Here is a 26,033-nt window from a genome sequence, read left to right as displayed (position 1 = left end):
ATCTCAAGTCTCCTGATCTGACAGGTCCAGTCGATGTTGTATTTCACGCGGTGGAGGGCGCTCGGGATCATCCTGACGGCGCTGATCGTGTGCCTCTGCGCGGTCCCGAACTTCTTCCCCGAGGCCCAGGTCAAGACCTGGCCGGCCTGGGCGCAGCGCCGGCTCGTGCTCGGCCTCGACCTCCAGGGCGGCTCCTACCTGCTGCTCGAGGTCGACTCCAATTACGTGAAGAAGGAACGGCTGGACCAGGTCCGCGACGACGTCCGCCGGACGCTGCGCGATGCCAAGATCGGATTCACCGGCGGCGTCACCGTGCGCAACGACGCGGCCGAAGTTCGCATCACCAAGGAATCCGACGTGCAGGCGGCGCTCGCCAAGCTGCGCGAATTATCTCAGCCGCTGGGCGGCCTGATGGGATCGAGCGGTCAGCGCGACCTCGAGGTGAGCGATGCCGGCGGCGGGGTGATCCGCCTCAGCGTCCCGCAGGCCGCCATGCTCGATCGTCTGCGCAAGACCATCGAGCAGTCGATCCAGATCGTCGAACGCCGCGTCAACGAGCTCGGTACCGTCGAGCCCGTGATTCAGCGCCAGGGCAATGACCGTATCCTGGTGCAGGTCCCCGGCCTGCAGGATCCGACCCGCCTGAAGAAGCTGCTCGGCGAGACCGCCAAGATGGAATTCCGCATGGTCGACACCACCGTGTCGCCGGACCAGGCGCAGCAGGGCAGGTTGCCGCCGGATTCCGAGCTGCTGATGAGCGCGTCGCCGCCGCCGACGCCCTATGTGGTCAAGAAGCAGGTCCTGGTCGCCGGCGGCGATTTGATCGATGCCCAGGCGACCTTCGACCAGCGTACCAGCGAGCCGGTCGTCAGCTTCAAGTTCAATACTTCGGGCGCGCGCAAGTTCGGGCAGGCCACGCAAGAGAATGTCGGGCTGCCTTTCGCGATCGTGCTCGACAACAAGGTGATCTCCGCGCCCCGGATCAACGAGCCGATCACCGGCGGTCAGGGCCAGATCTCCGGCAGCTTCACGGTCCAGTCCGCCAACGATCTCGCGATCCTGATGCGCGCCGGCGCGCTGCCGGCGCCGCTCACGGTGGTCGAGGAGCGCACCGTCGGTCCGGGCCTCGGCCAGGATTCGATCGAGAAGGGCGAGCTGGCGGCTTACGTCGGCTCGATCCTCGTCGTCATCTTCATGCTGCTGACCTACCGGCTGTTCGGGGTGTTCGCCAACATCGCGGTGGCCATCAACGTCGCCATGATCTTCGGCCTGCTGTCGCTGCTCAACGCCACGCTGACGCTGCCCGGCATCGCCGGCATCGTGCTCACCGTCGGCATCGCGGTCGACTCCAACGTGCTGATCTACGAGCGTATCCGTGAGGAGCTGCGTGGCGGCCGCAACGCGATCTCGGCGATCGATGCCGGCTTCAAGCGGGCGCTCGCGACCATCCTCGATTCCAACATCACCACCTTCATTGCCGCCGCGGTGCTGTTCTACATCGGCACCGGCCCGGTGCGCGGATTCGCCGTGACACTCGGCATCGGCATCATCACCACGGTGTTCACCGCCTTCACCCTGACCCGGCTGATCGTCGCCTGGTGGGTGCGGTGGAAGCGGCCGCAGAGCGTGCCGATCTAGGAGCTAAGACCGTGACATACTACGTTCTCATCGGGCTTGGCATTCTGATTGCCGTCCTCACCGTGGTCGCCGCGCTCGGCGTGCTGCCGTCGCTGCGCATCGTCCCCGACGACACGCATTTCGATTTCACGCGCTTCCGCCGCATCAGCTTCCCGATCTCGGCGGCGCTCTCGATCGTCGCCATCACGCTGTTCTTCACCCATGGGCTGAACCTCGGCATCGACTTCAAGGGCGGCACGCTGCTGGAGGTGCGGGCCAAGTCCGGCGCCGCCGATATCGCGGCGATGCGCACGACGCTGGATGGCTTGCGCCTCGGCGAGATCCAGCTGCAGCAGTTCGGGGGCCCCGAGAACGTGTTGATCCGCGTTGCCGAACAGCCCGGCGGCGACAAGGCGCAGCAGGATGCCGTGCAGAAGGTCCGCACCGCGCTCGGTGATTCCATCGAATATCGCCGCGTCGAGGTGCTCGGTCCGCGTGTCGCCGGCGAGCTCCTGGCCTACGGCATGCTTGGCCTGATGCTCGCGATCGTCTCGATCCTGATCTATCTCTGGTTCCGGTTCGAGTGGCAGTTCGCGCTCGGCGCCATGATCGCCAACGTGCACGACATCGTGCTGACGATCGGCTTCATGTCGATCAGCCAGGTCGATTTCGACCTCACCAGCATCGCCGCGCTTCTGACCATCCTCGGCTATTCGCTCAACGACACCGTCGTCATCTACGACCGCATCCGCGAAATGCTGCGTCGCTACAAGAAGATGCCGATGCCGCAGCTGCTCAACGAGTCGATCAACTCGACGCTGTCCCGCTCGATCATCACCCACTTCACGGTGACGCTGGCGCTGCTGGCTTTGCTGCTGTTCGGCGGCCATGCCATTCACAGCTTCACCGCGGTGATGATGTTCGGCGTGGTGCTGGTCGGTACCTATACCTCGATCTTCATTGCGGCCCCGATCCTGATCTATCTCGGCGTCGGCGAGCATCGCGAGGATGCGAAAGACGAGGCTCCGCCGGCGAAGAAAAGCAAGGCGTGATCCGAACCGCATGCCCTCGCAGGCGTTTGCGAGGGCAATAGGCTCATTCGGACGAAGCACATGGCCGGCGATCCCAACGCACCGCATTTCCCGCGCTCGGCGCCGATCGATGCCTATGGCAAGGGCGGCTTCGCCTTCGCCGGGATGTCGCATCGGGGCTCGCTACTGTGCCTGCCCGAGGCGATCTGGGCCTGGGACGTGACGGATCCCCAGAAGATCGACCGCTATTCGCTGGACCGGGTGTTCGCAGCCGCGGGCGGCATCGACACGCTCCTGATCGGCACCGGAACCGGGCTCTGGCTGCCGCCCCCGGAGTTGCGCCAGGCCTTGAAGGCGGTGCGGGTGGTGCTGGACACGATGCAGACCGGCCCCGCCGTGCGCACCTACAACATCATGATCGGCGAGCGGCGGCGGGTCGCGGCTGCGCTGATCGCGGTGCCATGAGCAGCGGCGCGCCGCCGCCCGATTCCGTCGCCTTCTGCGCCGATCTCGTGCGCCGCCACGACTTTCCGCGCTATGCCGCGACGCTGTTCGTGCCCGCCCCCGAGCGCCGCGCGCTGCTTGCGCTCTACGCCTTCAACGTCGAGATCGTCCGCGTCCGCGACCAGGTCAGCCAGCCCTTGCCCGGCGAGATTCGCTTTCAATGGTGGACCGACCTGTTCTCAGGCCTCGTCCACGGCAGCGCCGAGGGCAATCCGGTTGCTGCCGAATTGCTGCGTGCGATCCGTGATTTTAATCTGCCAGTCGAGCCGCTGTCGCTGCTGGTCGAGGAGCACCAGTTCGACCTCTACAACGATCCGATGCCGACCATGGCGGCGCTGGAGGGCTATCTGGCCGCGACCTGTTCGGCGTTGTTTGGTCTGGCGGCGCGGATTCTGGCGCCGCCGTCCGAGGCGGTCGAACATCTCGCCCGGCATGCCGGGCTGGCGCAGGGCATCGCGCAGGTCATCGTGAACCTGCCGCGCGATGCCTCGCACCGGCAGCTGTTCCTGCCGCAGCAGGTGCTGGAGAGCCATGGCTGCCGGATGGAAGACGTCTTTGCTGGCAAGGAGACGCCGAACCTGCGGGCTGTGCTGGAGCAACTCGCCGGCGAGGCGCAGCAGCATTTGACCACGGCCTTGTCGCTGCTGGCGGACGTGCCGAAAGCGGCGCGCCCGGCGTTTCTGCCGCTGAGCCAGGTCAGGACGGATCTCAAGCGCCTGTCGCAGCCCGGCCGCAATCCGTTCGCACTGCAGCCGACGTCGCGGCTGCGCACGCTGTGGACGCTGTGGCGGGCTTCACGTTCCCGGGAATTTACCAAATAGCGGCTGGCTTATCGCCTCGAACCGCCCAATGCTCTATGCTGTCCCATGGCTGAGTTGTCCCAAATCACATCGTCCGATCTCGGCGGCTTTCCGGTCGCACCTCGTGACGTTCATGCCGCCGCTGACATCATTCGCGGCGCCGTCGTCGAGACGCCCTGCAGCTACAGCCGCACGCTGAGCAACATCTGCGGTTGCGAGATCTGGCTCAAGTTCGAGAACCTCCAGTTCACCTCGTCGTTCAAGGAGCGCGGCGCGCTCAATCGTCTCACCGCGCTGACGCCGGAAGAGCGTGCGCGCGGCGTCATCGCGATGTCCGCCGGCAACCACGCCCAGGGCGTCGCCTATCACGCCAGGCGGCTCGGCATTCCCGCCACCATCGTCATGCCCATCGGCACGCCGATGGTGAAGGTCGAGAACACCAGGCACCACGGCGCGGAAGTTGTCGTCACCGGCGCGACGCTGGAGGAGGCGGCCGCGTTCGCGCGTCAGCACGGCGAAGCCCGCGGCATGATCTTCGTCCACCCCTACGACGATCCGCTCGTGATCGCGGGGCAGGGCACTGTCGGGCTGGAGATGATGCGAGCGGTCCCCGGGCTCGATACGCTGGTCGTGCCGATCGGCGGCGGCGGCCTGATCAGCGGCATCGCCATCGCCGCGAGGTCGATCAAGCCGTCATTGCGAATTCTGGGCGTCGAGGCCTGGCTCTATCCTTCGATGTACAACGCCATTCACGGCGGCAATCTGCCGGCGCGCGGCGATACGCTGGCCGAAGGCATCGCGGTGAAATCGCCGGGCAAGATCACCACCGAAATCGTCCGCCGCCTCGTCGACGACATTGCGCTGGTGAACGAAGCCGAGCTCGAGCGCGCGGTAGCGACCCTGATCTCGATCGAGAAGACGGTCGTCGAGGGCGCCGGCGCCGCCGGCCTTGCCGCCCTGATGTCCGATCCGCCCCGCTTCGCCGGCCAGAAGGTCGGTCTCGTCCTGAGCGGCGGCAATATCGATACGCGGCTGATCGCATCCGTGCTCACGCGCGAGCTCGCGCGCGAAGGACGGCTGACCCAGCTGTCGCTCGATATCCCTGACCGACCCGGACAATTGGCCGCGGTGGCCGCGCTGCTCGCCGAAGCCGGCGCCAACATCATCGAAGTCTCGCACCAGCGCACCTTCTCCGAGCTGCCGGCCAAGGCGACGCTGTTGCAGCTCGTCATCGAGACCCGCGACGCGGCGCATCTCGACGAGGTGATGGCGAGGCTCAGCGCATCCGGCTTGAGTGCGCGTTGCAGCTGACCTATCGCCGCGCCAATCCCGCGAGGTGTTCGATCAAGCGGTCGACCTCGGATTCCGCGTTGTAGTAGTGCGGGGAGGCCCGCACGACGTTCGGCAGCGAACGCATTTCGGCATCGATGCGGGTGCTTGCAGGATCCGAGGCCCCGATCGTGATGCCGGCCGCGGCGGCGCTGCGGACGATATCCTCCGCCTCGTGGCCGTCCATCGTGAAGCTGACGATCGCGCCCGGCGTGCGTCCGAGGTCGCGAATGGTGACGCCGCGGATGCCGGCGAGGCCGCTGCGAAGTCTGGTGGCCAGCAGGCGGCAGCGCTGCTCGATCGGGCCGATGCCGATCGCGAGGGCGTAGTCGACAGCCGTGCCCAGGCCGAGCCGGGCCGCGTAATTGTTCTCCCAGTTCTCGAAACGCCGGGCGTCGTCGCGCAATTGATAGGCGCCGCGCGCGACCCAGGGCGCCGCAAAATGGTCGATCATCGGCGGCTCGAGCTGTTTCAGCAGGGCACGGCGAACGTAGAGGAATCCCGTGCCGCGCGGGCCGCGCAGGAATTTACGCCCCGTGGCCGACAGCATGTCGCAGCCGATCGCTTCGACATCCACCTCCATTTGGCCGACCGCCTGGCAGGCGTCGAGCAGATAGGGGATGCCGTGCGCCCGCGCGATCTTGCCGATCGCTGCGGCCGGATTGACCAGCCCGCCATTGGTCGGAACCCAGGTCACGGCGATCAGCTTCACCCGCTCGTCGATCATGCGTTCGAGCGCGCCGACATCGAGCTCGCCCGTGGCGTCGCTCGGCACGACATCGATGACAGCGCCGGTGCGTTTGGCGACCTGAAGGAACGCCACGTAATTGGCCGCGTATTCCGCTTCGGCTGTCAGGATCCGGTCACCTTTGCGAAACGGCAGCGAATAGAACGCCATCTGCCAGGCGACAGTGGCGTTCTCCACCAGGGCGATCTCGTCGGGTGCGGCATTGAGCGGACGCGCCACCGAGCCGTAGACTGAATCAAGCCGTTGCGCCTCGCGGTCGGCGGCCGCATAGCCACCGATCTCGCTCTCGAGATCAATGTGCCCCTTCAACGCCGCGACAACTGGCGCCGGCATCAGGGCCGCACCGGCGTTGTGGAGATAGGTGAGGCGCGAGGTGGCGTGCGTGTCGGCACGAATTCGGTCGATGTCGATCACTCATGCTCTCCGCTGCTTGCGCTCTCGTATACGAATTAGGCGCGTGGCCGGCCGCGAGCAAGATGGCCACCTCAGATGCAGAGGCTGAGCAGCTTGATGTGGCAGCTGCTGGATTTGGGCTTGGACTCGGATTTGGGCTTGCTGGCAGGCGCAGCCTCGCGCTTCACGGCGACGACCGGCTCCTTGTCCTTCTTCTTGCCCTTGCCCTTCTCGTAGTCGCCCGCGATCACCATGGCCCAGTAGGTGCGCTTGCCGCTGGCGTTCTTGGCGCTGGCGATGCCGACGCGGGAGGCGTTGTGCAGCAACAGATTTTTGCGATGCCCGGACGAGTCGATCCACTGTCCCAGCGTCTTCTCGAAATTGTCGTAGCCGTAGGCGATGTTCTCGGCGGCGCGGCCCGCGCCGGCCGGCGCGACGCGGCGGTTGAACGGTCCGAGGGCGTCGTGGCTGAGATTGTCCTTGGCGGCCATCGCGCGGGCCTGGTCCATGGCGATGCGGTCGAGCATGGCATCGCGGACGACACGGACTTCTCCGTGCTTGAGGCGGAAGTTCGAGATCAGCTCGGCGGGCGAGTCCGCCATTGCGGGCGCGGCCATGAGCAGCAGGAAGCCCGCGATCAGGCCGCCAACGACACGACGCATCACCGTCCCCTCAATGCCCATGATCCCGCCACGCCCCGAATGATCCGAGCCGCTTCTCTATCGCCAATGTGGACGCTTCAAGGCGCGGGGAGCCCGGTCAGCTCGTTGGCAGGTCCGCCTCGAAGTTGAAGCGGTCGCGCAGGTTTTTCCGTTGTTCCAGGATGTCCTTGAGGAAGGCGCGGTCCTGGTCGTTCTTCATCATCGGCTCGATCAGGTCGAGCTGGTTCATGGCAACCAGCTGCAGGATCTCGGTGCGCGGCTTGCCGCTGGTGTCGCGCGGCAACGCGTGCACGACCTGGATGTGTTCCGGCGGCTTCGGGCCCTTGGCGGCGGCGAGCTCGCTCCGCAGCTGGCCCTCGAGGGCGGTCTGATCGGCTTCGACGAAGGCATAGAGCCCGACGCCGGAGCGGCGGTCGGCGAAGGCGACGATAGCGGTATCGCGCACGGCCGGATTCTTGCGGATCAACGCAGTCAGCACCGGCGCATCATTGACCAGCCGGCGGCCGCCGCCTTCGCGGTCGGTGAAGTTGAACAGGCCGCGCGTGATGGCGCGGTAGACCTTCTTGCCGGTGGCGAGCCACAGGCTCGCCGCGAACGACTTCTTGGCGAGGATCTTGCGCTCGCGCGGTGTCAGCGCCTGCGGAGCATAGGTGCGCTTGTGCTTGAGCAGATGCCGAAGGTCTTCATAGGCGAGGATGCGGTAGAGCCGGCCGCGGCGCGCAAAGCAGGCCGCGAGCTGGAAGTCGGTCACATAGGCACGTCCGTCGCGGCCGACCAGCCAGTTCTGCTCCTTGGCGAGATCGTTGTGGCAGATCCCGGCACGGCGCAGCCGGCGCAGCGCCGCCTTGGCCGAACGGAAATAGGCGAGGTCGCCATGGGGCTTTGCCAGGTGCAATGCGGCGCCGTCGACGAAGCCACGCACCAGGGCGCGCTGTCCGGCCCAGAGCAGCTCGGGGCCGACATCGAGGCCCTTGGCGCGCGCCAGAGCATGCTTCTCGCGGGCGAACAGATGCCGCGCCAGCAGGAACGACCACCACGGCACTTCGTCGAGCCGGCGCAGCACGGCATCGACCTCGCCGCTCTCGCCGCGGAAGCGGCCGCGCTCGACGGTCGAGAACACGTCGCGCTTGAGCAGCACGCCCTCGGTCCAGCGTGCCGAAAGCGCTGCGGCGTCGTCTTTGGGGAGGCTCATCGACAACTCACGCGGCGGCGGCGATGCGCAGATGATCGGCGATCCAGCGATCGAGATCGGCGAGCGCCCGCGCACTCAGCGCCTGCTTCTTGGCCACCGTCTTCTCGTTGCCGCGCAGCCGCGTGCCGTCGGCCTTCCTGGTCGGCACGGTCGCGAGCGGCGGGAACAGGCCGAAATTGACGTTCATCGGCTGGAACGAGCGCGTGCCCGGCTCGATGGTTTCGATATGGCCGCCGGTGATGTGGCCGAGCAGCGCGCCGAGCGCGGTCGTGCCAGGCGGGGCGACGAGCGGCTCGCCGCGCGCGTCCGCAGCCGCATAGAGACCGGCGATCAGGCCGACGCTGGCCGATTCCACATAGCCCTCGCAGCCCGTCATCTGGCCGGCAAAGCGCAAGCGCGGCTGCGCACGCAGGCGCAATTGACCGTCGAGCAGTTTGGGCGAGTTAAGGAAGGTGTTGCGATGCAGGCCGCCGAGGCGGGCGAACTCGGCGTTCTCCAGCCCCGGAATGGTGCGGAAGATGCGCTGCTGCTCGCCGTATTTGAGCTTCGTCTGGAAGCCGACGATATTGTAGAGCGTGCCGAGCTTGTTGTCCTGGCGCAGCTGCACGATCGCGTAGGCCTTAGTGGCGGGATCGTGCGGGTTGGTGAGACCGACCGGCTTCATCGGGCCATGCCGCAACGTCTCGGGGCCGCGCTCCGCCATCACCTCGATCGGCAGGCAGCCGTCGAAATAGGGCGTGTTGGTCTCCCACTCCTTGAACTCGGTCTTCTCGCCGGCGATCAGCGCAGCGACGAAGCCGTCATACTGCTCCTTGGTCATCGGGCAGTTGATGTAGTCGGCGCCGTTGCCGCCGGGACCGACCTTGTCGTAGCGCGACTGGAACCAGGCCACCGACATGTCGATGGACTCGCGGTGCACGATCGGCGCGATCGCGTCGAAGAAGGCGAGCGCGTTCTCGTCGGTCAGCGCGCGGATGGCCTCGGCCAACGGAGCGGAGGTGAGTGGACCGGTGGCAACGATGACGTTGCTCCAATCGGCCGGCGGCAGGCCGGAAACCTCGCCGCGGGCGATCTCGATCAGGGGGTGGTCGTCGAGAGCCTTGGTGACGGCAGCCGAGAAGCCGTCGCGGTCGACCGCGAGCGCGCCGCCGGCGGGCACCTGGTTGGCGTCGGCCGCGCGCATGATCAGCGAGCCGAGCCGGCGCATCTCTGCGTGCAGCAGGCCGACGGCATTGTTGGCGGCATCGTCCGAGCGGAACGAATTGGAGCAGACGAGCTCGGCGAGCCCGTCGGTGCGGTGCGCCTCGGTCATGCGGGTCGGCCGCATCTCGTGCAGCACCACGGGCACGCCCGCCTTCGCCACCTGCCAAGCGGCTTCAGAGCCGGCGAGGCCGGCGCCGATCACGTGCACGGGGTTGGATAGGGGTCCTGTCATGGGGCGGACAGGTAGCGCTTTTCGGTGGCCAGTGGAATCGCCGAGATCGAGTTTTCTACCTCCAGACACGACAACGCCCGCACGAGGCGGGCGCTATCGTTCGTCCGGTTGGGCTGAACGATTTCAGCCCTGATACTGACCGGCGGCAACGCGCGGGATGTCCGAGCGATCGAGGCCGATATCGGCCAATTCGCGATCGCTGAGCTGGGACAGCTCGGCAACATTGCGCTGATAGTCCCGGAAGGCCTGGATCATGCGGATGAGCGAGAGCAGCATTGGTAGTCTCCTGTAGTTCGATTCAGCCCTTGCCCGGGCCTCATCGTTGAAATGAATATAGAGGAGAGTGGTGCAGTGCGAAAGTTCCGATGTTGCGATGCAGCTAAGCGATGGATGCATAGCGGAGGTAACGGACGATTAACCGGACGGCGCTCCTGCACAAAGCTTGCGCGCAGGCATCGATATGCATGAATAAAACCCCGTGAAATCACGGAGTTAAAAGCGCATCCGTGATCTGGATCATTGTGGAAATAAGTTGCGGGAGAGGCCTCGGCCAGCCGATCGCCTAGCTTACTGACCCAAGTCTCTTCTGCGTGATTCGCATAGGTATAATGAATATATATTCATTTTATGAGACTGATTCGAGTGCTCGCGCCGGTCAGCGCGGCAGGCGTTGGCAAGTAAGCGGGGGGAGAGGCCGTATGATTCGCGCCCGGCCGGATACAGGTCAGGGAGCGCGGGCGAGCTGGGTGGCGAAATAGGCGATGGTCTTGGAATAGACCTCGCTCTTGTTCCACTGCTTGAGCACCTCGAAATTCGGACTGCCCGGCTGCCAGTCCTTGCCCTTCTGCCAGCCATAGCCGGCGAGGTAATTGGCGGTGGAGGCGAGCACATCGGGCGCATTGTGCAGCAGATCGCGCTTGCCGTTGCCGTCGAAATCGACCGCGTATTTCATCCAGGACGACGGCATGAACTGAGTCTGGCCGAGCTCGCCGGCCCAGGCGCCTTTCATCTCGGCCGGCGCCAGATCGCCGCGCTGGACGATGCGTAGCGCGTCCATCAGCTCAGCGCGAAACTGCTCGGACCGGCGGCAGTCATGGGCCAGCGTTGCAAGCGATCGGATCGTGGCGAACTTGCCTGTGTTGACGCCGAAGTCGGTCTCCAGGCCCCAGATCGCGACCAGGACTTCGCCGGGAACGCCATAGGCCTGCTCGATGCGCGACAGCACGGAGCCGTATTGCTTCATCCTGTTGGAGCCGCGCTCCAATCGCGGCGGCACCATGCGGCCGGAGAATTCCTCGAAGCTCTGGGCGAAGACCTTTTGCGAGCGGTCGCGGTTGAGCACGTTCTGATCCGGCGTCACGCCGGCAAGACCCGAGGCAATGGCCTGTTGCGAGATGCCCTTGGCCGCAGCTTCGGTTTTGAACTCCGCAAGCCAGGCATCGAAATTACCCGAGCCGCAGGCAACCGCGGCGAACGCCGGCTGGGCGGATAGGATTGACGCGGAGAGGGCGAAGGCTGCGAGAGCGAGACGAGAAATCGTCGAGGTCATTCGAGGTAATGAATTCCGTGAAGCGATCTGACCGGCGGCGCAATCTCGGTCGGAACCGCGGCCAAAGCAAGGCGTGGGACAGGGCGCGATCCTGCGCGAGCCGAATTCAAGCTCAAGCTCGGCAGGATCGCATGTCACGATATCGTCAGGCGTCCGGCCTGTTGCGCCAGGGGAAGAGGTTGGCCGGAAAGTCGGCAGCCGGCTTGCGCGGACGATGCGGTGGGGGCGGCACCGGACGTGCACCGGGCTCCGAGACGATCACCTTGCGGTAGAGGTGCCAGGTGGCATGGCCGAGCAGGGGGACCACCACGGCAAGGCCGAGGAAGGCCGGAATGGTGCCGAGCGCGAGCAGCACCGCGACGATGAGGCCCCAAGCCGCCATCGGCACCGGGTTCCTCGCGACGACGCGCAGCGAGGTGCTCATCGCCTCGAACGCACCGGCATGGCGATCGAGCATCAAGGGGAATGACACGACGCTGAGGCACAGTGCGGCGAGCGCGAACAGGAAGCCGGTGCCGCAGCCGACCACGATCAGCCACCAGCCTTGTTGCGTCGTCAGCACGCGCGTCATGAAGTCCGAGATGCCGGTGACGCCCTCATAGCCGAACGCTGCGATATAGATCGCTTGCGCGGTTGCAACCCAGGTCACGAACAAAGCGAGCAGCAGCACGCCGAGGCCGAGCATCGCGCCGAACGAGGGCGAGCGCAGCACCTCCATCGCGTCCCAGGCGGTCGCTTCCTCATAGCGTTCGCGCCGGCTGGAAAGCTCATAGAGACCGAGCGCCGCGAACGGGCCGATCAGGGCGAAGCCGGCGGCAAGCGGAAACAACAACGGCAGCACCGAATAGCCCATCACCACGCGGGCGAGCACGAGGCCCAGCACCGGGTAGATCACGCAGAGGATGATGGCGTGGCTCGGAACGGCCTTGAAATCCTCCCAGCCGCGCCGCAGCGCATCGTGCAGATCGGAGAGTTCAATGGTTCGGATCACGGGTCCGGCCGCATCTGCGGTCCGGTCCATCGTGGGGGCATTGCCCGGGTAGAGTGTGGCCATGATCGCTAGCTCCCTTGCCAAGCGGCCGAATTCGGCGCCGGCAAACGGCGCGTGCGGCCGCCATTCTTGAGTTTCGCGAGTCCGACCAGACGCGAATTGCGGACGGCATCGCGAGCTGAGCGCAAAGCGTACGCCTATTTCCGAGTCCTGTCCCTCACGCTTGGGTGAGATTCGATGCCGCAGCGCAACTTTGGCGACGTCATTCGGTCGTCATTTCGCCGCAGATAAGCTGATGCTGCGTATCGGTTCGCAGAACTTCGCGGGCGCCACGCAGTAACTTGGTCTATAAGTGCCACTCACGGCCCTTCCAACGGATCAATTTCGGGGAGCAGATATGAGCATTTTTGGGAAAATCATGAGCGCGATCTTCGGAAGCCAGCCAGCTTCCGCCGCGCCCGCCGGCGGCGCAGCTTCGCCCTCCGGAGCCGCGCCGGGAGCATCGGCGCCGGCTGCCACACCGATGGCCGCGGTCGACGTCGCGGCGATCGTCGACAAGGCGGCGGCCGCGCACAAGGGCGAGAAGCTCGAATGGCGCACCTCGATCGTCGACCTGATGAAATCGCTGGACATCGATTCCAGCCTGGCGGCGCGCAAGGACCTCGCCAAGGAGCTCGGCTACAGCGGCGACATGAACGACTCCGCCAGCATGAACGTCTGGCTGCACAAGCAGGTGATGTCCAAGCTCGCCGCCAATGGCGGCAAGCTGCCGCCGGAGATCAAGCACTGACCGAGCGCCGGTCGTGACGGAAGGGCCCGCCATCGCGCGGGCCCTTTTGCTTCAGGCCACCAGATCCGCATCCTCCGGATGCCGGTCGAGATAATCGACGACGAAGCCGCAGCCGGCAATCACCTTCCGGCCGTCGCGCCGAATCAGCTCCAGCGCGCCCTTGACCAGCTCGGAACCGATGCCGCGGCCGCGCAGCGCGCGCGGCGTCTCGGTATGGGTGATGATCACCGCCGTCGGGGTCAGCCGGTAATTGGCGAAGGCGACGTCGTTGCCGACATCGAGCTCGAAGCGGCTCCTGTCCTTGTTGTCCCGTACCGATGCGGCCATGCAAGATCCTTCCGACGTGCTGTCTCTCACCGATGTAGGTGCCTGAACCGGTGCTTGCCAAGGTGCGACCAAGGGAGGTTGCCGCAGGGGAGATATCCGCAAAATGCGTGTCCCGCTCAGTCGTGTCCCGCTCAGTCTCTTGCTCAGTCACTTGGCGTTGCTTGCCGCGCTGATCGCGACGGCGCCGGCGGCGGCCGAAGGCGGTCCCGCCTGGGATGCATGCGTCGGGCTGGCCAGCACGCCCGACCAGCGGGTCAAGGCCTGCTCCACTGTGATCGACACCAAGAGCGAGACCGGCCACAGGCTCGCCGGCGTCTATTGCAACCGCGGTCATGGTCTCACCGAGAAGCGCGAGCTCGATGCCGCGCTGTCCGATCTCGACGAAGCGATCAGGCTCGCGCCGGATTATGCCTGCCCCTACATCAATCGCGGCCGGGTCTATTCGTTCAAGCGCGACTACGATCGCGCCATTGCCGATTACGACCAGGCCATCAAGCTCGATCCGTCGCTGGCGCTGGCCTACAACAATCGCGGGGAGTCCCGCTTCAACAAGGGCGACCTCGACGGCGCCCTGGCCGACTTCGATGCAGCGATCAAGCGTAACCCGAATTACGCCATGGCCTATGGCAGTCGCGGTCTCGTCTATTACCGCAAGCGCGACATGGCCCATGCGCTCGCCGACTACACGAAGCAGATCAAGCTCGCGCCTGATCTGCTCGCCTATATCGACCGCGGCAACGTCTATCGCGACACCGAGCAGCTCGGCCGTGCCGCGGCCGACTATGGCGAGGCCATCCGCCTCGCGCCCACCGACGCGCGCGGCTGGCGCAATCGCGGCCTGGCCCGCCTGTTCCAGGGCGACTACAAGGGCGGCGTTTCGGACTACGACAAGGCGCTGCAATACGATCCGTCCGACGCGTTGTCGTGGAACAATCGCGGACAGGCCCGCTTGCGGCTCGGCGACAAGCAGGGCGCGATCGCCGATCTCAGGAAGGCGCTGGAGTTGAAGCCCGACTTGTCCTCGGCGCAGGAGGCGCTGAGGAAGCTCGGGGCGCTATAGCCGCAGCGCGGCATGAGCGCCGAACGTCGCGCGGTCCATCGAAATAATCCTCGATCCCGCTCTTGCGCAGCCGCCGCCGGTTCCCACGTCCTTTGCAGGACATGCGTCCGAATGCGGCCGGCAGGGTCGCGGACATTCGGAAGTCGTGATCGCCGGCCGCCGACGTGTGCCTCTGTCATAGGAGGGTACGATGTCGGACTTCGGCTTCTTGAAGACTCATCGAACTTGGGAAGACTGGTGCGGGATGCTGCTCGGCGCGGCGATCGTGGCCTCGCCGTGGTTTCCGATCCAGGATCCAGGGATTACCGGACAGCAGACGGCGATCCTGAATACGGTCGCAATCGGTCTGGTCGTCTTTGGCATCAGTCAGCTCGAATATGTCGCCTTGCAGCGCTGGCAGGAGGTGACGACGATCCTGATCGGATTGTGGCTCATCGCCTCGCCCTACGTCCTGGGCTATTCCGGTGAAGGCTTTCTCCGTGTCTATCATACCGGCCTCGGCGCCGTGCTCGTGCTGCTCGGCATGCTGCAGCTGTGGCAGGACTGGGACCTGACCGACCAGGACATGCTCAAGCACGGACAATAGCGCGCCAATATCGGCAGGCCCGCCGGCCGCAGGCGGCGGGCCTGTATCCGCTCAATCGGCGGCTTTGGCGAGCCTTGAATCTTCGGGCTGCTGCTGTGGGCGCAGGCACCCCTGGCAGATGACCAGGGACCGGTTGACCCTGACGTCCTGCTCGGCCTCGCTGCCGTCCTGCTGCTGCCACCATTCCTTCGAAGGCGGCTGTAGCCCGGCTTGCGACCTCTCGCGTGCGGATCGGGCCGCGGCGCGTGTCGGTTGCGAGGCTGCATGCGGCCGATTGGGATCCTCGCCGGCGCCATCCCAGGCATATCGGGCAGGCTTGAAGGCGGGGTCGGAAGACAGGTGGGCTTGAGGACCCACGGCACATCCGGCGAGCGCCAGCGACAACAGGAGGACGGCGGGCGCTTTGACCATGATAGGGCACTCTGTACGCGAGAACTGAGCGAGGGTGCGCCGATCATGTTTAAAATTCCCTGAACGGTTGCGGCCATGCCGGCGACCAACGCGCATGCGCCATTTGATGCTTCTGCTCGCCCTGATCGCCTCCGCCGCGCGTGCCGAGGATGCAAAGCCGTTCAATCCGTCCGACTATCCCCCCGGCGTGCAGCAGGCGCTGCGCTACGCCAATGAGGAATGCACCAGCCAAGACGGCGGCGCGGTGAGCTTCGCGCCCGATACGGTGCGCCGGACCGACCTCACCGGCGACGGCCGCGACGACTACATCGTCGATTTCAGCGACACCAAATGCGGCGACCGCGAGACTACCTATTGCGGAACCGGCGGCTGCGACATGAACATCCTGGTGACGCTGCCGGACGGCAGCGTGCGCAAGGTATTCGACGGCCGTGTCCTCCGCTACAGGATCATGACGCCGCGGACGAAGCGAGGCTCTGCGCGCATCCGCCTCGATCTGCATGGCAGCTTTTGCGGCGGCTTTGGCCCGCAGGCCTGCGTCAAGACGCAGACGATCACGGCGACGCCGTTCGCGTTCAAGCAGCCGTAGGGCAGGTGTGCGGCCGGCAGCCTTGCAGGGCCGCGGGCGATGGCGATAAATGGGCCGCAATGAGCGGGCGGCGAGAGCGCCGTCCGCCCTCGAAGAGGAAGCCCGATGCAGCCCCTGCGCATGTCCCGCCGCGTCATGAATCTCGCTTACATGCTGACCCAGAATGCGCGGCGGCACGGCGGGCGTCCCGGCTTCGTCTGGGGTGACAGATCCTGGACCTGGCGGCAGATCGATGCGCAGGTCTCGGCGTTGGCGGCTGCGCTCGCTGCGCGCGGCATCGCCAAGGGCGACCGCATCCTGGTCCATTCCAAGAATGGCGACGAGATGTTCTTGTCGATGTTCGCCGCGTTCCGGCTCGGCGCAGTCTGGGTGCCCACCAACTTCCGCCTGATGCCGGACGAGGTCACCTATCTCGCAGAGGCTTCCGGGGCGAAGGCGTTTTTGTGCCATGTCGATTTTCCCGAGCATGCGGCGGCCGTGAAGGGCGGCGCGCTGAAGTTCACCTGGAGCGTCGACGGCAAGGCCGCGTTCGGCGAAACCTCGGTTGCGGAGGCCATCGCCTCGCGAGCCGGAGCGGCGGTGGAGAACGTTGCCGTCGAGCACGACGATCCCTGCTGGTTCTTCTTCACCTCGGGCACCACCGGGCGCTCCAAGGCGGCGGTGCTGACCCATGGCCAGATGGGCTTTGTCGTCACCAACCATCTCGCCGATCTCACGCCCGGCGTGACCGAGAACGACGCATCGCTGGTGGTGGCGCCGCTGTCGCATGGCGCGGGCGTGCACCAGCTGGTGCAAACCGCGCGCGGCGTCTGCACCGTTTTGCTGCCGACCGAGAAGTTCGACATCAACGAGGCGTTCCGCCTGATCGAGACGTATCGCGTCGCCAATCTCTTCACCGTGCCGACGATCCTGAAGATGATGGTCGAGCATCCCGCCGTCGATAAATACGACCATTCCTCGCTGCGTCACGTGATCTATGCGGGTGCGCCGATGTATCGCGAGGACCAGAAGACCGCGCTGAAGAAGCTCGGCAAGGTCATCGTGCAATATTTCGGCCTCGGTGAGGTCACCGGCAACATCACCGTGCTGCCGGCGGCGTTGCACGACGCCGAGGACAGTCCGCATGCCAGGATCGGCACCTGCGGCTTCGAGCGCACGGCGATGCAGGTCTCGATCCAGGACGACGAGGGCCGCGAGCTCGCGGCGGGCCAGAGCGGCGAGATCTGCGTGATCGGGCCTGCCGTGCTCGCGGGCTATTACGACAATCCCGAAGCCAATGCGAAGGCGTTCCGCAATGGCTGGTTTCGCACCGGAGATCTCGGCCACATGGACGAGGAAGGCTTCGTCTACATCACGGGCCGCGCTTCCGACATGTACATCTCCGGCGGCTCCAACATCTATCCGCGCGAGATCGAGGAGAAGATTTTGACGCATCCGGCGGTCGGCGAGGTCGCCGTGCTCGGCGTGCCCGATGCGACCTGGGGCGAGGTCGGCGTTGCCGTCTGCGTGGCGCGCGAGGGCGAGAAGGCGGTGAGCGAGGCCGAGATGGCGGCATTCCTCGGCCCAAAGGTGCCGCGCTACAAGATGCCGAAGCGCTTCTTCTTCTGGGACGCCTTGCCGAAGTCGGGCTATGGAAAGGTGCCGAAGCGCATGGTGCGCGACGAGCTCGAGGCACGCGGCCTGCTCGATCTCGACACGACGAAGGCGGGCTGAGCGCAGGCGATGCGGAGTATCAAGCAGCCGGGCGCGCCCGTCACAGAGCGCATCCAATGGGTGGAGGCGAGGGGGCGCGCCTTCTCGTTCGCGCTTCAGGCGGGTCTGCCGCTGCTGGAAGCCGCGCGGCGCGGCTTTGCGGCCGAAGGCTTTGCGAGCGGCGTGCTCAACTTCCGGCACGGCGCGCTCGGGCCGTTCGCCTATGTGATGCCGGCGCTGTCGAAGACCGACGAGAACGCCGCCTTCTACAGCGAGACGTACCGCCCCGGCGGCGTCACCCGCACGCGGCTCGGCTGCCTGACGCTGGGCACGCGCGACGGGGCGCCGTTCTTCCACTGCCATGGGCTCTGGACGGAGGCGGACGGCAAGGCCGGCGGCGGCCACATGCTGCCGGACGAGACTGTCGTCGCCGAACCGTTCGAGGTCGACGCCTTCGGCATCGACGGTGCGATGTTCAGTGCGGAGCCAGATCCCGAGACCAATTTCAAGCTGTTCGGGCCGGTGCCCGCTGAGCCCAAGGGCGCGCGCACGACGCGCCGCGCGTTTGCGCTGCGGCTGCGGCCGAACCAGGATTTTGCCGCCTGTCTCGAAGCGTTCTGCCGCACGCACGGCATCACGCGTGCGAAGATCCATGGCGGCGTCGGCTCGACCATCGGCGCGCGCTTCGCCCATGGCGCGGTGACCGAGCCGTTTGCGACCGAGCTGGCGGTGACGGCCGGGGAGATCGCACCTGGGCCCTCCGGGGCACCCGAAGCCGCGCTCGACGTTGCGCTGGTCGACTATACCGGCGGCCTGGCGGAGGGGCGCCTGGTCCGCGGCGACAACCCGGTGCTGATGACCATGGAGCTGGTGCTGGAGGCGCCGGATTAGGCTGCGTTCGAGGCTGACGCCGGGCGTATCCTTCTGGTGGTTGCGGAATGTGATCGTTCTCTTTATGTTCCTTCGCGGAATGTCTGTGGTGGAAGGGACGGAGACGCGATTATGAGCCGGAGAGGTCATCGCACCATCAACCTGCCGGCGCCGTATCTGAAGCGGGTCTGGCTCGACCCGTTGCAGGTGGGGGATCGCGAGGCCTATCCGTTTTGCCTGCCCATCTTCCCGGATGATTTCGAGCTCAATTTCGACGCCGCCATCACGATCATTGTCGGAGAGAACGGCACCGGGAAGTCGACGATCCTCGAGGGCATCGCATCGCTCGCCGGCTACGACGATGCCGGAGGCGGCAAGGGTTACAGGCCGGTCGACCACTCCGAAGCGCGGGAGAAGATGGGCGGCCAGCTCGCCAAGGCGCTGCGCGCGAGCTGGCTGCCGAAGATCACCAATGGCTGGTTCTTTCGCGCCGAGAGTTTTTTCTCGGTGGCGCGCTATCTCGACAAGGCCGCGCGTGATGCCGGCCAGGCCGGTCCCGATTTCCTGTCGCACTCCCACGGCGAAGGCTTCCTGCGCTTCTTCGAGGAGCGCTGTCAGCGCCAGGGCATCTTCATCTTCGACGAGCCGGAATCGGCGCTGTCGCCTGCGCGGCAGATCGAGTTCTTGAAGCTGCTGCGGCGCATGGAGGACTCCCGCATCTGCCAGGTCATCATGGCGACCCACTCGCCGATGCTGATGGCTTACCCGAATGCGCGGCTGCTACGGCTCGGGAAATACGGCCTGGAGCCGGTGACCGTGGAGGAGACCGATCATTATCGCTTGATGCGGGAGTTTTGCACGGACCCTCGGGGGTTCGTCGAAGCGACGCTGGGGGAGTGAATGCGCTATCCATTGTTCTTCACCCATTTTCGTAGTATATTTTTGCCATGATCAGATCTTGGCGGAATTCAGCGAGCCGTAAGATCTGGGATGGCGAGCGTCCGAACCAGTTTCGTGGCCTCGATTTCGAGGCAGCGACCGAGTTGTTGCTTGCGCTGAACGTCGCGAAATCGCTGGGAGACTTAAGTCCGTTGAAGAGCGTTGGCTTGCACAAGTTGAAAGGCAATCGCCGGGGACAATGGGCGATGACGGTCAATGAGCGTTGGCGCATTTGCTTCGAATTCACCAAGGGCGATGCCTACGAGGTAGAAATCGTCGACTATCACAAGGGCTGACATCCATGGCTCCGCTCGTTCATCCCGGCCGGTTGCTCAAGCGCGAATTGGTTGCGCGGGGGCTTAGCGCCAATAGGCTTTCTCTCGACATCGGCGTTCCTTCGGGGCGGATCACCGATATTCTGAATGGACGCCGAGGTATCTCGGCTGACACCGCGGTGCGACTTGGTCGGTATTTCGGCAATAGTCCTCAATTTTGGTTGGACCTGCAGGGGCAGTACGACATTGGTGTTGTCGAACGGGAGAAGGGCGCGGAGATCGCTCGGCGGGTTAGGCCCGCCGACGCGGCTTGATCGGCTCGCCACGTTGGTGTCCCGGGCAAGCTGCAACGCGAGAGCGTTGCGGCGCAGAGCCGGGACCCAGGGGCTGCACGTCGCGCTGTTGCATGGGCCCCGGCTCTGCAGCGCATCACTTCGTGCTGCACCGCGTCCGGGGCACGAAGCCGACGTTGAACGTCTGACACGGGCTCCCATTCTCGCCGCACATCGTGCCCGAGTTTGCGGAGTCATCGCCCTCAAAAATGCCGAGGGCGCAGGGAAGGCCGGGTGCCGGCTGGCACCCACGGTCCACTGTGCGAAAGCGTGTGCTTAAGGAAGCTGCACAGCGGCATACAGGTGTAGCCACAACATCCGGCCTTCCCTGCGCAGTGGGTTGACGGCTTATGTCGTGCTCTCCTCGGGGAGCGTTGCACTATTGCCCCCGTCGCCTTGCGGCGGATCGATGTGCGCACCGGTTGGCCGCCGCATCGCCGCAAAGCTTGACGCCAGAACCCCGGGCGCCAGGACCACACGATTTTGCCGTACGCGGGCTGCGCCTGTCGTATGCGCGCGTTGCCTGCTCACGGTGTGACCCGCCCTGCAAACCGACTGCGCGCGACGCGGCCCGCGTCCACCACCTCCCATCCCGCGTTCGTGACGATCGCGATCCGCCCCTCGGCCCGGGTTGAGGTGACCGAAACATGCGACAATTCCGAATTCGAGTAAAGCGAATTATTTGCGGCGAAGGCATTGACCCTCCCGTTGGGTGTTTTGCCCGGCGGGCAGCGCAATCGGTGGTGGGTGGAGCGCCGCCGCAACGGCGCCACGAACCGGTCTCCCCTCGGCCCCAAAATGCGCTAGGATGACCGGGAGCGCGCATCGCAAGTCGCGCATGATCAACTGGACGTATGAGGAAACGAGATGAGGGTGACGATTGGACGGCGCACGGCCGTGGCGGCGGTTCTGACTACCGCGGGAGCGGCGGCCTTGACGGTGGCGCTCGCGCCGGCTTTTTCACCAGCCTGGGCGCACGGCCCGACCCGGCAGAAGGTGCGCGAATCCATCGAGATCAACGCTCCGCAGGACAAGGTCTGGGCCGCGATCCGCAACTTTCAGGACATGAGCTGGCTGCCGCCGGTGACCAAGACCACGGGCGAGAAGGGCAACGAGGTCGGCGCGACGCGGCAGCTGACGCTGACGGGCGGAGCGACCGTCGACGAGGAGCTCTACAAGTACGAGCCCGACATGCTGAGCTATTCGTACCGGATCACCAAGGTCGACGTGAAGGTGCTCCCCGTGACCAACTATTCCTCGACCCTGACGGTGTCGCCGGCGCCCGACGGCAAGTCGAAGGTGGAATGGGCCGGCGCGTTCTATCGTGGCTTTCCCAACAACGATCCGCCGCCGGAGCTGAATGACGAAGCCGCCAAGACCGCGGTGAGCGGGCTCTACAAGACCGGGCTCGAGGCACTGAAGAAGAAGATCGAGAGCGGTAGCTGATCGTGCGGGCACTGGCCTTGCGGGCGCTGCTCCTGGCGGCGCTCGCCGCCGGCCTCTGCTGTGCTGGTCTTGGCCCGGGCCTCGGCAGCGCGTCTGCCGAGGAAGCGTTCGTCACCAACCAGCTCAGCGACGATTTGACGGTCGTGGACCTCGGCAACCTTCGCGCGGTGGCAACCATTCCGATCGGCGGCAAGCCGGCTGGTGTGGCCGTCAGTGCGGACGGGCGCCTTGCCTATGTCACCAGTCCCGACGCCAAGGCCGTGACAATGGTGGACGCGGCGGCGCGGCGGGTGGCGGGCCGGATCGAGGTCGGCGGCGGCCCGCTCGGCATCGCCGTGGCGCCGGATGGCAAGACCGTCTATGTCGCCGACTGGTACGCGGCGGCGGTGCGAGTGATCGATACGGCCTCGCGCAGCGTCACGGCCAGCATCGCGGTCGGCGCCTCGCCGTCGGGGCTGGCGCTGACGCCGGACGGCAGGCTGCTGCTCTCGGCGGACCGCGACGACGACAGCGTTTCGGTGGTCGACACCGCGACGCGCCGGCGCAAGACGGCCATCAAGGTCGGCACCCGTCCATTCGGCGTCACCATCGATACCGAGGGCAGGCGGGCCTACACCGCCAATGTCGGCTCCGACGACGTCTCCGTGATCGACATTGCGGAAGGGCGGGAGATCGGACGCGTGCCGGTCGGCTTGCGCCCCTATGCCGTGGCGCTGACGCAAGGCCGCGGCTTCGTCACCGACCAATATGGCGGCACCGTCAGCGTGTTCGATGTCGCGAGCCTGAAACCGATCAAGCGCGTCAATGTTGGCGACTATCCCGAAGGCATCGCCGCGACCGCCGACGGCAAGCGCGTCATCGTCGCGTGCTGGGAGAGCAACACGCTTGTTGTCATCGATGCCGCCGAGCTGAAGGTCGTCGGCGAGGTCAAGACCGGCGACGGCCCAAGGGCGTTCGGGGCGTTCCTGCGCAGGACGGATTAGGGGATTCTGTCCGCGCGCTTCCCACGGCGGGCCAAACTCAATCGGCGATTCCGCCGAAACTCAATCGACGTTCTGTGTTTCCAACATCGTGTTGTCCGGCGCACCTCGGTCGGTCCAGTCCGGCGGCAACCCGATTCTTTCTCCGGCCAGCCCCGCCAATCCCGGCGCCCGGCCGAATGTTTCGCAGATCGCCTCCTTGGGCGCGCCACCGAGAGAAGCGCTCAATCTGTTGGCGGACGGCGGCGCGGGGACCTTTCCGAACGGACTCTCCGCGGTCACAAGAAATCTGCCGAAATCGCTTCCGAAAGTGTCGGCGAGATCATAGGCATCGCCATCGCTCGATACTCGCGGAGCGCTCGTGAAGGAATTTGCTCCGCGCGCCCAGATCATGGCGGCCTGTTGGGTGCCGCTGCGATCTCGGGCCTCGGCCTCGACGGACAGGCTTCCTAGTCCGATCGGAAGCCGCGGCACCGGAATGGGCACGCCGGGAGCGACGATGGACGGCACGACGCTCGCGATCTTGGAGACGCCGGCTGCCGCCGCATCGGTCGCCGCGATGTGCGTGATGACGGCGCGAACATTCAAGTCCGCAGCCTCGGTGGGAGCTGCAATCCGGAAGCGCTCGCTCAGCGCCAGACACATCGCCCTGTTGACCGCATTCTTGATCAGCCGGCGCTGCTGCGGCGAGAACGGCTGGCTGGCCGCCGTCGCCGTAAACGCGGTCGGCTCAATGCGAGCGGTCTTCGCGGCGAGAACACCATCCTTGTTGATCCGAAGCTGCGATTTGGTCAGCAGACCATCGGACGGCGTGAGATTGTCGTACGAGGCGAGCGACCCCGCGCGTTCCAGCGGGGCCGCGGCGCAACCAGCGGCCATCAAGCTCAGGGCCGCCACGGCAAGCCATCTCATGGCGAGGGAACGAGACCGGTCGCCGCTCCCTGGGCCACGCGCCGGGACTGCGCGATGGGCAGGGGTGAAGGTGCGGCCCCCGGCGCAGACGCCAGCATGGGCTGCCACGTCACGTTCCAGCGCGCCAGCGTTGCTCCGTTGCCGTCGAACACCAGGTCGAGAAAGGCCAGGGTCAGCTCGGCCGTTGCGACCTTCACTTTCGGGTTGAGTGCCGGCCCACCCGTGAAGGAGCGATCGGTGAAGATGCTGTGCGAGCCGCCTTCGAACACGGCAAGCAGCTTGCGCGGTGTGGCAATGGCGTTGAAGACCTCCAGCCGGTCGGCTGCGGGCGAGTGGTATCCGGGGATCTGGATGACGTCTTTCGTCGCCGTCACGTGCAGGGTTGGAACGGTGATCTTGCCCAGCACCGAGGCAAGATCGGGCTCGCCATAGAACGGTGGGGCCGAGATGACGATCGCGGCGCCAAAGCGCGGGTCGCGCGCCTCAACCCACCTGCCGTTGCGCATCACGCGGGCCCCGACTGCAAGAAGCGCCGTGTTCGCTCCATATGAATGCCCAGCCGCCACGATGCGCCGGCGGTCGATCTGGGCACCATGGGGGCCTGACAGCATACGATCCAGCGCGAAGCGCAGATCCAGGGCTCGCGCCCGCGCCTCGCTCTCATGAGCCGCTCGCTGCAGGCGGTCCACGACGGCGAGGGGATTGCCCGCCCAGAGCGAGGAATCGCTGCCCGCATGCTGAACGTGCAAGCTGGCGATGCCGCGGGCCGACCAATATCGCCCGAGATAGCTGTAGCCGCGGCGGGAGCCGCCGAGCCCATGGGAGAACACGATGAGCGGCACGCGCGAGCCTGGCGCAACGTCCGCCGGCCAGTGCAGGCGCGCCGGAACGGGGCGCGAGCGAGTCGCGTCGACCCAGTCGAAGTCGATGATTGCGGGGGCGGACTGCGCTCGGGCTGGAGGCGCGGCGAGCGTGGCGGTGACGGCGACCGCCAGCAGCGCGGCACCGAAGCGCCGTCGGGTCAGGCTCGTCGGTCCGCCTGCGCCACTCGCCTGGGCGGATCGACCATGTCGAGGGGAAGTGTCGCCGCCCATCCCGTTCACCATGAAGGCCTCTGGCATGAATTCGCACCGAGTGACGTATTGCACTTAGTGTAATTTTGCAACTTGGTCGATTTCATGGCAGAACGAGGCATGAAGAACACGTCCCGAAAGGAGGAAGGCCTGCGCGAACGGAAGCGGCGCGAAACGCTGCATCGTATCGCCGAGCAGGGGCTGAAATTGTTTCTCACCAAGGGCTATGATGCCACCACGCTCGACGCGATCGCGGAGGCGGCGGGGATCTCGCGGCGGACGTTCTTCTACTATTTCAAGTCCAAGGAAGAGATCCTCCTGGCGTGGCAGGATGGCGGTTTCAGCGAGACCTTGCGTGCCGCCGTGCTGGAGCAAACGACCAAGCAGTCGCCCCTCGATGCCGCAAGGAACGGCATGCTGGAGCTGACGGCGCGTTTTCAGGTCGACTACAAGCAAACCAAGGTGATCGAACGGCTGATGTCCGCGAACGAGTCGCTTCGCATCCGGCAGCAGGCAAAATACGTCGAGAAGGAAGAAGCGGTCTTCGCGGCGCTGTCCCAGATGTGGCCGCAGCCGCATCGGCAGGCCGCGTTGCGCGTGGTCGCCATGATGGCTGTCGGAGCACTGCGTCTTGCGATCGACAATTGGAATCGCGACCAGGGCAAGCGGCCTCTGGCAGTCCACGTGAAGGAGGCTTTTGCGTGCCTCGACCGGGAGGCCGGAGGCGGGGCCTCGCGCAAGGCTGCCGCTCGATCCGGCGAATGAGGTGAGGGGCGGGTGACGCTGTCGTTGCAGAAGCCCGACGGCCGCACGGCAGCTAGGCCCGTATCGGAGCCGTGAGGCCGATCAGCGCCGGTGTGATGTCGCTGATGTGCTCGAACACATGGTCGGGCCGAAGTGCCCGCAGCGCCGCCGGCGCCGCATAGCCCCAGCACACCGCGCCGCAGGCGATCCCGACGGCCTGTGCCGCTTCGATGTCACGAACTTCGTCGCCGATCGAGAGCACCCTGCTAGGCGCGACGCCGGCGTGGCGGATGACCCGGCGGAATTTCGCGGCCTTGCCGAACAGCGACGCCGCGCAGGCGAAATGCGAGAACAGCGCTGCGGCGTCCCCGAGCTTCTCGCGCGAATTGGCCTCGCTGTCGGAGGTAACCAGCGCCAGCTGCACGCCATTGTCAGCCAGCGTCCGCAGCATCGCCTCGACGCCCGCGAACAGCGGAATCTCGCTGGCCGCCTCCGCCTTCAACCGCCGCGCATGCTGCGCGATCGCCGGCAGCTTCCACAAGGGGACTTCGAGCTGGGCAAGGATTTCGCGGCTCGACGCATGCCTGAGTTCTTCGATGTCCTCAGGCGCGACGCGACGGAAGCCGAAGTGATCGGCGACGTCGTTGATGGTGCGCAGGAACCACGTGAAGCTGTCGGCGAGGGTGCCGTCGAGGTCGAAGATGGCGAGGGAATAGGGCATGCGGGAGGATTTCGTGTTCGCTGACAAGGGACGCT

The 26,033-nt window shown here is 65.8% G+C and carries 29 protein-coding genes; 17 read left to right on the top strand and 12 right to left on the bottom strand.

Going from position 1 to position 26,033, the window contains the following annotated elements:
- The first annotated feature begins 33 nt into the window (after nucleotides 1-33).
- Genes secD through DCM80_RS29335 form a run of 5 tightly spaced genes read left to right on the top strand, consistent with a single transcriptional unit; the run spans nucleotide 34 to nucleotide 5,263 of the window.
- Nucleotides 34-1,638: a protein translocase subunit SecD gene (gene secD, locus DCM80_RS29355; protein WP_028136248.1), complete on the top strand. Its 1,605-nt coding sequence runs from the start codon at nucleotides 34-36 to the stop codon at nucleotides 1,636-1,638.
- A gap of 11 nt (nucleotides 1,639-1,649) precedes the next feature.
- Nucleotides 1,650-2,669, top strand: a complete 1,020-nt coding sequence (secF, locus tag DCM80_RS29350; protein WP_028136249.1) for a protein translocase subunit SecF — start codon at nucleotides 1,650-1,652, stop codon at nucleotides 2,667-2,669.
- Nucleotides 2,670-2,729: 60 nt separating this feature from the next.
- A complete protein-coding gene (locus tag DCM80_RS29345) occupies nucleotides 2,730-3,113 on the top strand; it encodes an Mth938-like domain-containing protein (protein WP_028136250.1) in 384 nt (127 codons plus the stop codon).
- The gene (locus DCM80_RS29340) at nucleotides 3,110-3,973 is read left to right on the top strand and encodes a phytoene/squalene synthase family protein (RefSeq protein WP_257194881.1); all 864 of its coding nucleotides are present in this window, start codon (nucleotides 3,110-3,112) and stop codon (nucleotides 3,971-3,973) included. Before DCM80_RS29345 ends, DCM80_RS29340 begins: the two co-directional genes overlap by 4 nt.
- Before the next feature lie 45 nt (nucleotides 3,974-4,018).
- Nucleotides 4,019-5,263 carry a threonine ammonia-lyase gene (locus DCM80_RS29335; RefSeq protein ID WP_257194879.1) on the top strand — a complete coding sequence of 415 codons (1,245 nt, stop codon included), beginning with the start codon at nucleotides 4,019-4,021 and terminating at the stop codon, nucleotides 5,261-5,263.
- 1 nt (nucleotide 5,264) lies between these two features.
- Here DCM80_RS29335 and DCM80_RS29330 read toward each other — a convergent pair whose 3' ends face one another.
- The 7 genes from DCM80_RS29330 to DCM80_RS29300 form a co-directional block, all read right to left on the bottom strand.
- A complete protein-coding gene (locus DCM80_RS29330; protein ID WP_257194878.1) occupies nucleotides 5,265-6,443 on the bottom strand; it encodes an aminotransferase class V-fold PLP-dependent enzyme in 1,179 nt (392 codons plus the stop codon).
- A 71-nt stretch (nucleotides 6,444-6,514) separates the two neighbouring features.
- The gene (locus DCM80_RS29325; protein WP_257194877.1) at nucleotides 6,515-7,084 is read right to left on the bottom strand and encodes a CAP domain-containing protein; all 570 of its coding nucleotides are present in this window, start codon (nucleotides 7,082-7,084) and stop codon (nucleotides 6,515-6,517) included.
- A 97-nt stretch (nucleotides 7,085-7,181) separates the two neighbouring features.
- Nucleotides 7,182-8,276 (bottom strand): serine/threonine protein kinase, encoded by a 1,095-nt coding sequence (locus DCM80_RS29320; RefSeq protein ID WP_257194876.1) that lies wholly within the window; start codon nucleotides 8,274-8,276, stop codon nucleotides 7,182-7,184.
- A gap of 7 nt (nucleotides 8,277-8,283) precedes the next feature.
- Complete coding sequence (gene trmFO / locus DCM80_RS29315; RefSeq protein ID WP_257194875.1) at nucleotides 8,284-9,711, bottom strand: methylenetetrahydrofolate--tRNA-(uracil(54)-C(5))-methyltransferase (FADH(2)-oxidizing) TrmFO; 1,428 nt, start codon at nucleotides 9,709-9,711, stop codon at nucleotides 8,284-8,286.
- A 123-nt stretch (nucleotides 9,712-9,834) separates the two neighbouring features.
- Nucleotides 9,835-9,987, bottom strand: a complete 153-nt coding sequence (locus DCM80_RS29310; RefSeq protein ID WP_007590701.1) for a DUF1127 domain-containing protein — start codon at nucleotides 9,985-9,987, stop codon at nucleotides 9,835-9,837.
- Nucleotides 9,988-10,435: 448 nt separating this feature from the next.
- Nucleotides 10,436-11,260, bottom strand: coding sequence for a lytic transglycosylase domain-containing protein (locus tag DCM80_RS29305; protein WP_257194874.1), 825 nt, complete (start codon nucleotides 11,258-11,260; stop codon nucleotides 10,436-10,438).
- A gap of 145 nt (nucleotides 11,261-11,405) precedes the next feature.
- Nucleotides 11,406-12,314, bottom strand: coding sequence for a DUF2189 domain-containing protein (locus tag DCM80_RS29300; protein WP_257194873.1), 909 nt, complete (start codon nucleotides 12,312-12,314; stop codon nucleotides 11,406-11,408).
- Nucleotides 12,315-12,648: 334 nt separating this feature from the next.
- Between DCM80_RS29300 and DCM80_RS29295 the strand changes: the two genes are divergently transcribed.
- Complete coding sequence (locus tag DCM80_RS29295) at nucleotides 12,649-13,041, top strand: DUF3597 domain-containing protein (RefSeq protein ID WP_257194872.1); 393 nt, start codon at nucleotides 12,649-12,651, stop codon at nucleotides 13,039-13,041.
- A gap of 51 nt (nucleotides 13,042-13,092) precedes the next feature.
- Here the strand turns inward: DCM80_RS29295 and DCM80_RS29290 are convergent, their stop codons facing one another.
- Complete coding sequence (locus tag DCM80_RS29290; protein ID WP_028136259.1) at nucleotides 13,093-13,368, bottom strand: GNAT family N-acetyltransferase; 276 nt, start codon at nucleotides 13,366-13,368, stop codon at nucleotides 13,093-13,095.
- 151 nt (nucleotides 13,369-13,519) lie between these two features.
- Between DCM80_RS29290 and DCM80_RS29285 the strand changes: the two genes are divergently transcribed.
- Together DCM80_RS29285 and DCM80_RS29280 are read left to right on the top strand one after the other, a co-directional pair.
- The gene (locus DCM80_RS29285) at nucleotides 13,520-14,428 is read left to right on the top strand and encodes a tetratricopeptide repeat protein (protein WP_257194871.1); all 909 of its coding nucleotides are present in this window, start codon (nucleotides 13,520-13,522) and stop codon (nucleotides 14,426-14,428) included.
- A gap of 190 nt (nucleotides 14,429-14,618) precedes the next feature.
- Nucleotides 14,619-15,014 carry an SPW repeat protein gene (locus DCM80_RS29280; protein ID WP_257194870.1) on the top strand — a complete coding sequence of 132 codons (396 nt, stop codon included), beginning with the start codon at nucleotides 14,619-14,621 and terminating at the stop codon, nucleotides 15,012-15,014.
- A gap of 51 nt (nucleotides 15,015-15,065) precedes the next feature.
- On the opposite strand, the gene DCM80_RS29275 is transcribed toward DCM80_RS29280, so the two are convergent.
- Nucleotides 15,066-15,425: a hypothetical protein gene (locus DCM80_RS29275; RefSeq protein WP_257194869.1), complete on the bottom strand. Its 360-nt coding sequence runs from the start codon at nucleotides 15,423-15,425 to the stop codon at nucleotides 15,066-15,068.
- 94 nt (nucleotides 15,426-15,519) lie between these two features.
- On the opposite strand from DCM80_RS29275, the gene DCM80_RS29270 reads away from it, so the two are divergent.
- The 8 genes from DCM80_RS29270 (at nucleotide 15,520) to DCM80_RS29235 (ending at nucleotide 22,551) form a co-directional block, all read left to right on the top strand.
- Nucleotides 15,520-16,014, top strand: a complete 495-nt coding sequence (locus tag DCM80_RS29270; protein ID WP_257194868.1) for a hypothetical protein — start codon at nucleotides 15,520-15,522, stop codon at nucleotides 16,012-16,014.
- Between the two features lie 105 nt (nucleotides 16,015-16,119).
- On the top strand, nucleotides 16,120-17,727 hold the full coding sequence (locus DCM80_RS29265; RefSeq protein WP_257194867.1) for an acyl-CoA synthetase: 1,608 nt from the start codon (nucleotides 16,120-16,122) through the stop codon (nucleotides 17,725-17,727).
- Between the two features lie 9 nt (nucleotides 17,728-17,736).
- Nucleotides 17,737-18,597, top strand: a complete 861-nt coding sequence (locus tag DCM80_RS29260) for a DNA-binding protein (RefSeq protein WP_257194866.1) — start codon at nucleotides 17,737-17,739, stop codon at nucleotides 18,595-18,597.
- Between the two features lie 111 nt (nucleotides 18,598-18,708).
- Nucleotides 18,709-19,476 (top strand): AAA family ATPase, encoded by a 768-nt coding sequence (locus DCM80_RS29255; RefSeq protein ID WP_257194865.1) that lies wholly within the window; start codon nucleotides 18,709-18,711, stop codon nucleotides 19,474-19,476.
- A 47-nt stretch (nucleotides 19,477-19,523) separates the two neighbouring features.
- Nucleotides 19,524-19,811, top strand: coding sequence for a type II toxin-antitoxin system RelE/ParE family toxin (locus DCM80_RS29250; RefSeq protein ID WP_257194864.1), 288 nt, complete (start codon nucleotides 19,524-19,526; stop codon nucleotides 19,809-19,811).
- A 5-nt stretch (nucleotides 19,812-19,816) separates the two neighbouring features.
- Nucleotides 19,817-20,104, top strand: a complete 288-nt coding sequence (locus DCM80_RS29245; RefSeq protein WP_028136268.1) for a HigA family addiction module antitoxin — start codon at nucleotides 19,817-19,819, stop codon at nucleotides 20,102-20,104.
- An 885-nt stretch (nucleotides 20,105-20,989) separates the two neighbouring features.
- Complete coding sequence (locus DCM80_RS29240) at nucleotides 20,990-21,568, top strand: SRPBCC family protein (protein WP_257194863.1); 579 nt, start codon at nucleotides 20,990-20,992, stop codon at nucleotides 21,566-21,568.
- A 17-nt stretch (nucleotides 21,569-21,585) separates the two neighbouring features.
- Nucleotides 21,586-22,551 (top strand): cytochrome D1 domain-containing protein, encoded by a 966-nt coding sequence (locus DCM80_RS29235; protein WP_257198085.1) that lies wholly within the window; start codon nucleotides 21,586-21,588, stop codon nucleotides 22,549-22,551.
- Between the two features lie 60 nt (nucleotides 22,552-22,611).
- Here DCM80_RS29235 and DCM80_RS29230 read toward each other — a convergent pair whose 3' ends face one another.
- Together DCM80_RS29230 and DCM80_RS29225 are read right to left on the bottom strand one after the other, a co-directional pair.
- Nucleotides 22,612-23,460, bottom strand: coding sequence for a DUF3313 domain-containing protein (locus tag DCM80_RS29230; RefSeq protein WP_257194862.1), 849 nt, complete (start codon nucleotides 23,458-23,460; stop codon nucleotides 22,612-22,614).
- Nucleotides 23,457-24,581, bottom strand: a complete 1,125-nt coding sequence (locus DCM80_RS29225; RefSeq protein WP_257194861.1) for an acetylhydrolase — start codon at nucleotides 24,579-24,581, stop codon at nucleotides 23,457-23,459. Before DCM80_RS29225 ends, DCM80_RS29230 begins: the two co-directional genes overlap by 4 nt.
- Nucleotides 24,582-24,653: 72 nt before the next feature.
- Here DCM80_RS29225 and DCM80_RS29220 point away from each other — a divergent pair, with 72 nt between their 5' ends.
- Nucleotides 24,654-25,298 (top strand): TetR/AcrR family transcriptional regulator, encoded by a 645-nt coding sequence (locus DCM80_RS29220; protein WP_257194860.1) that lies wholly within the window; start codon nucleotides 24,654-24,656, stop codon nucleotides 25,296-25,298.
- Between the two features lie 52 nt (nucleotides 25,299-25,350).
- Here the strand turns inward: DCM80_RS29220 and DCM80_RS29215 are convergent, their stop codons facing one another.
- The gene (locus DCM80_RS29215) at nucleotides 25,351-25,998 is read right to left on the bottom strand and encodes an HAD-IA family hydrolase (protein ID WP_257194859.1); all 648 of its coding nucleotides are present in this window, start codon (nucleotides 25,996-25,998) and stop codon (nucleotides 25,351-25,353) included.
- Between the last annotated feature and the right edge of the window lie 35 nt (nucleotides 25,999-26,033).

Source organism: Bradyrhizobium sp. WBOS08 (assembly GCF_024585125.1).
GTDB classification, from domain to species: domain Bacteria; phylum Pseudomonadota; class Alphaproteobacteria; order Rhizobiales; family Xanthobacteraceae; genus Bradyrhizobium; species Bradyrhizobium japonicum_B.
This window is presented reverse-complemented; position numbering and strand designations above follow the sequence as displayed.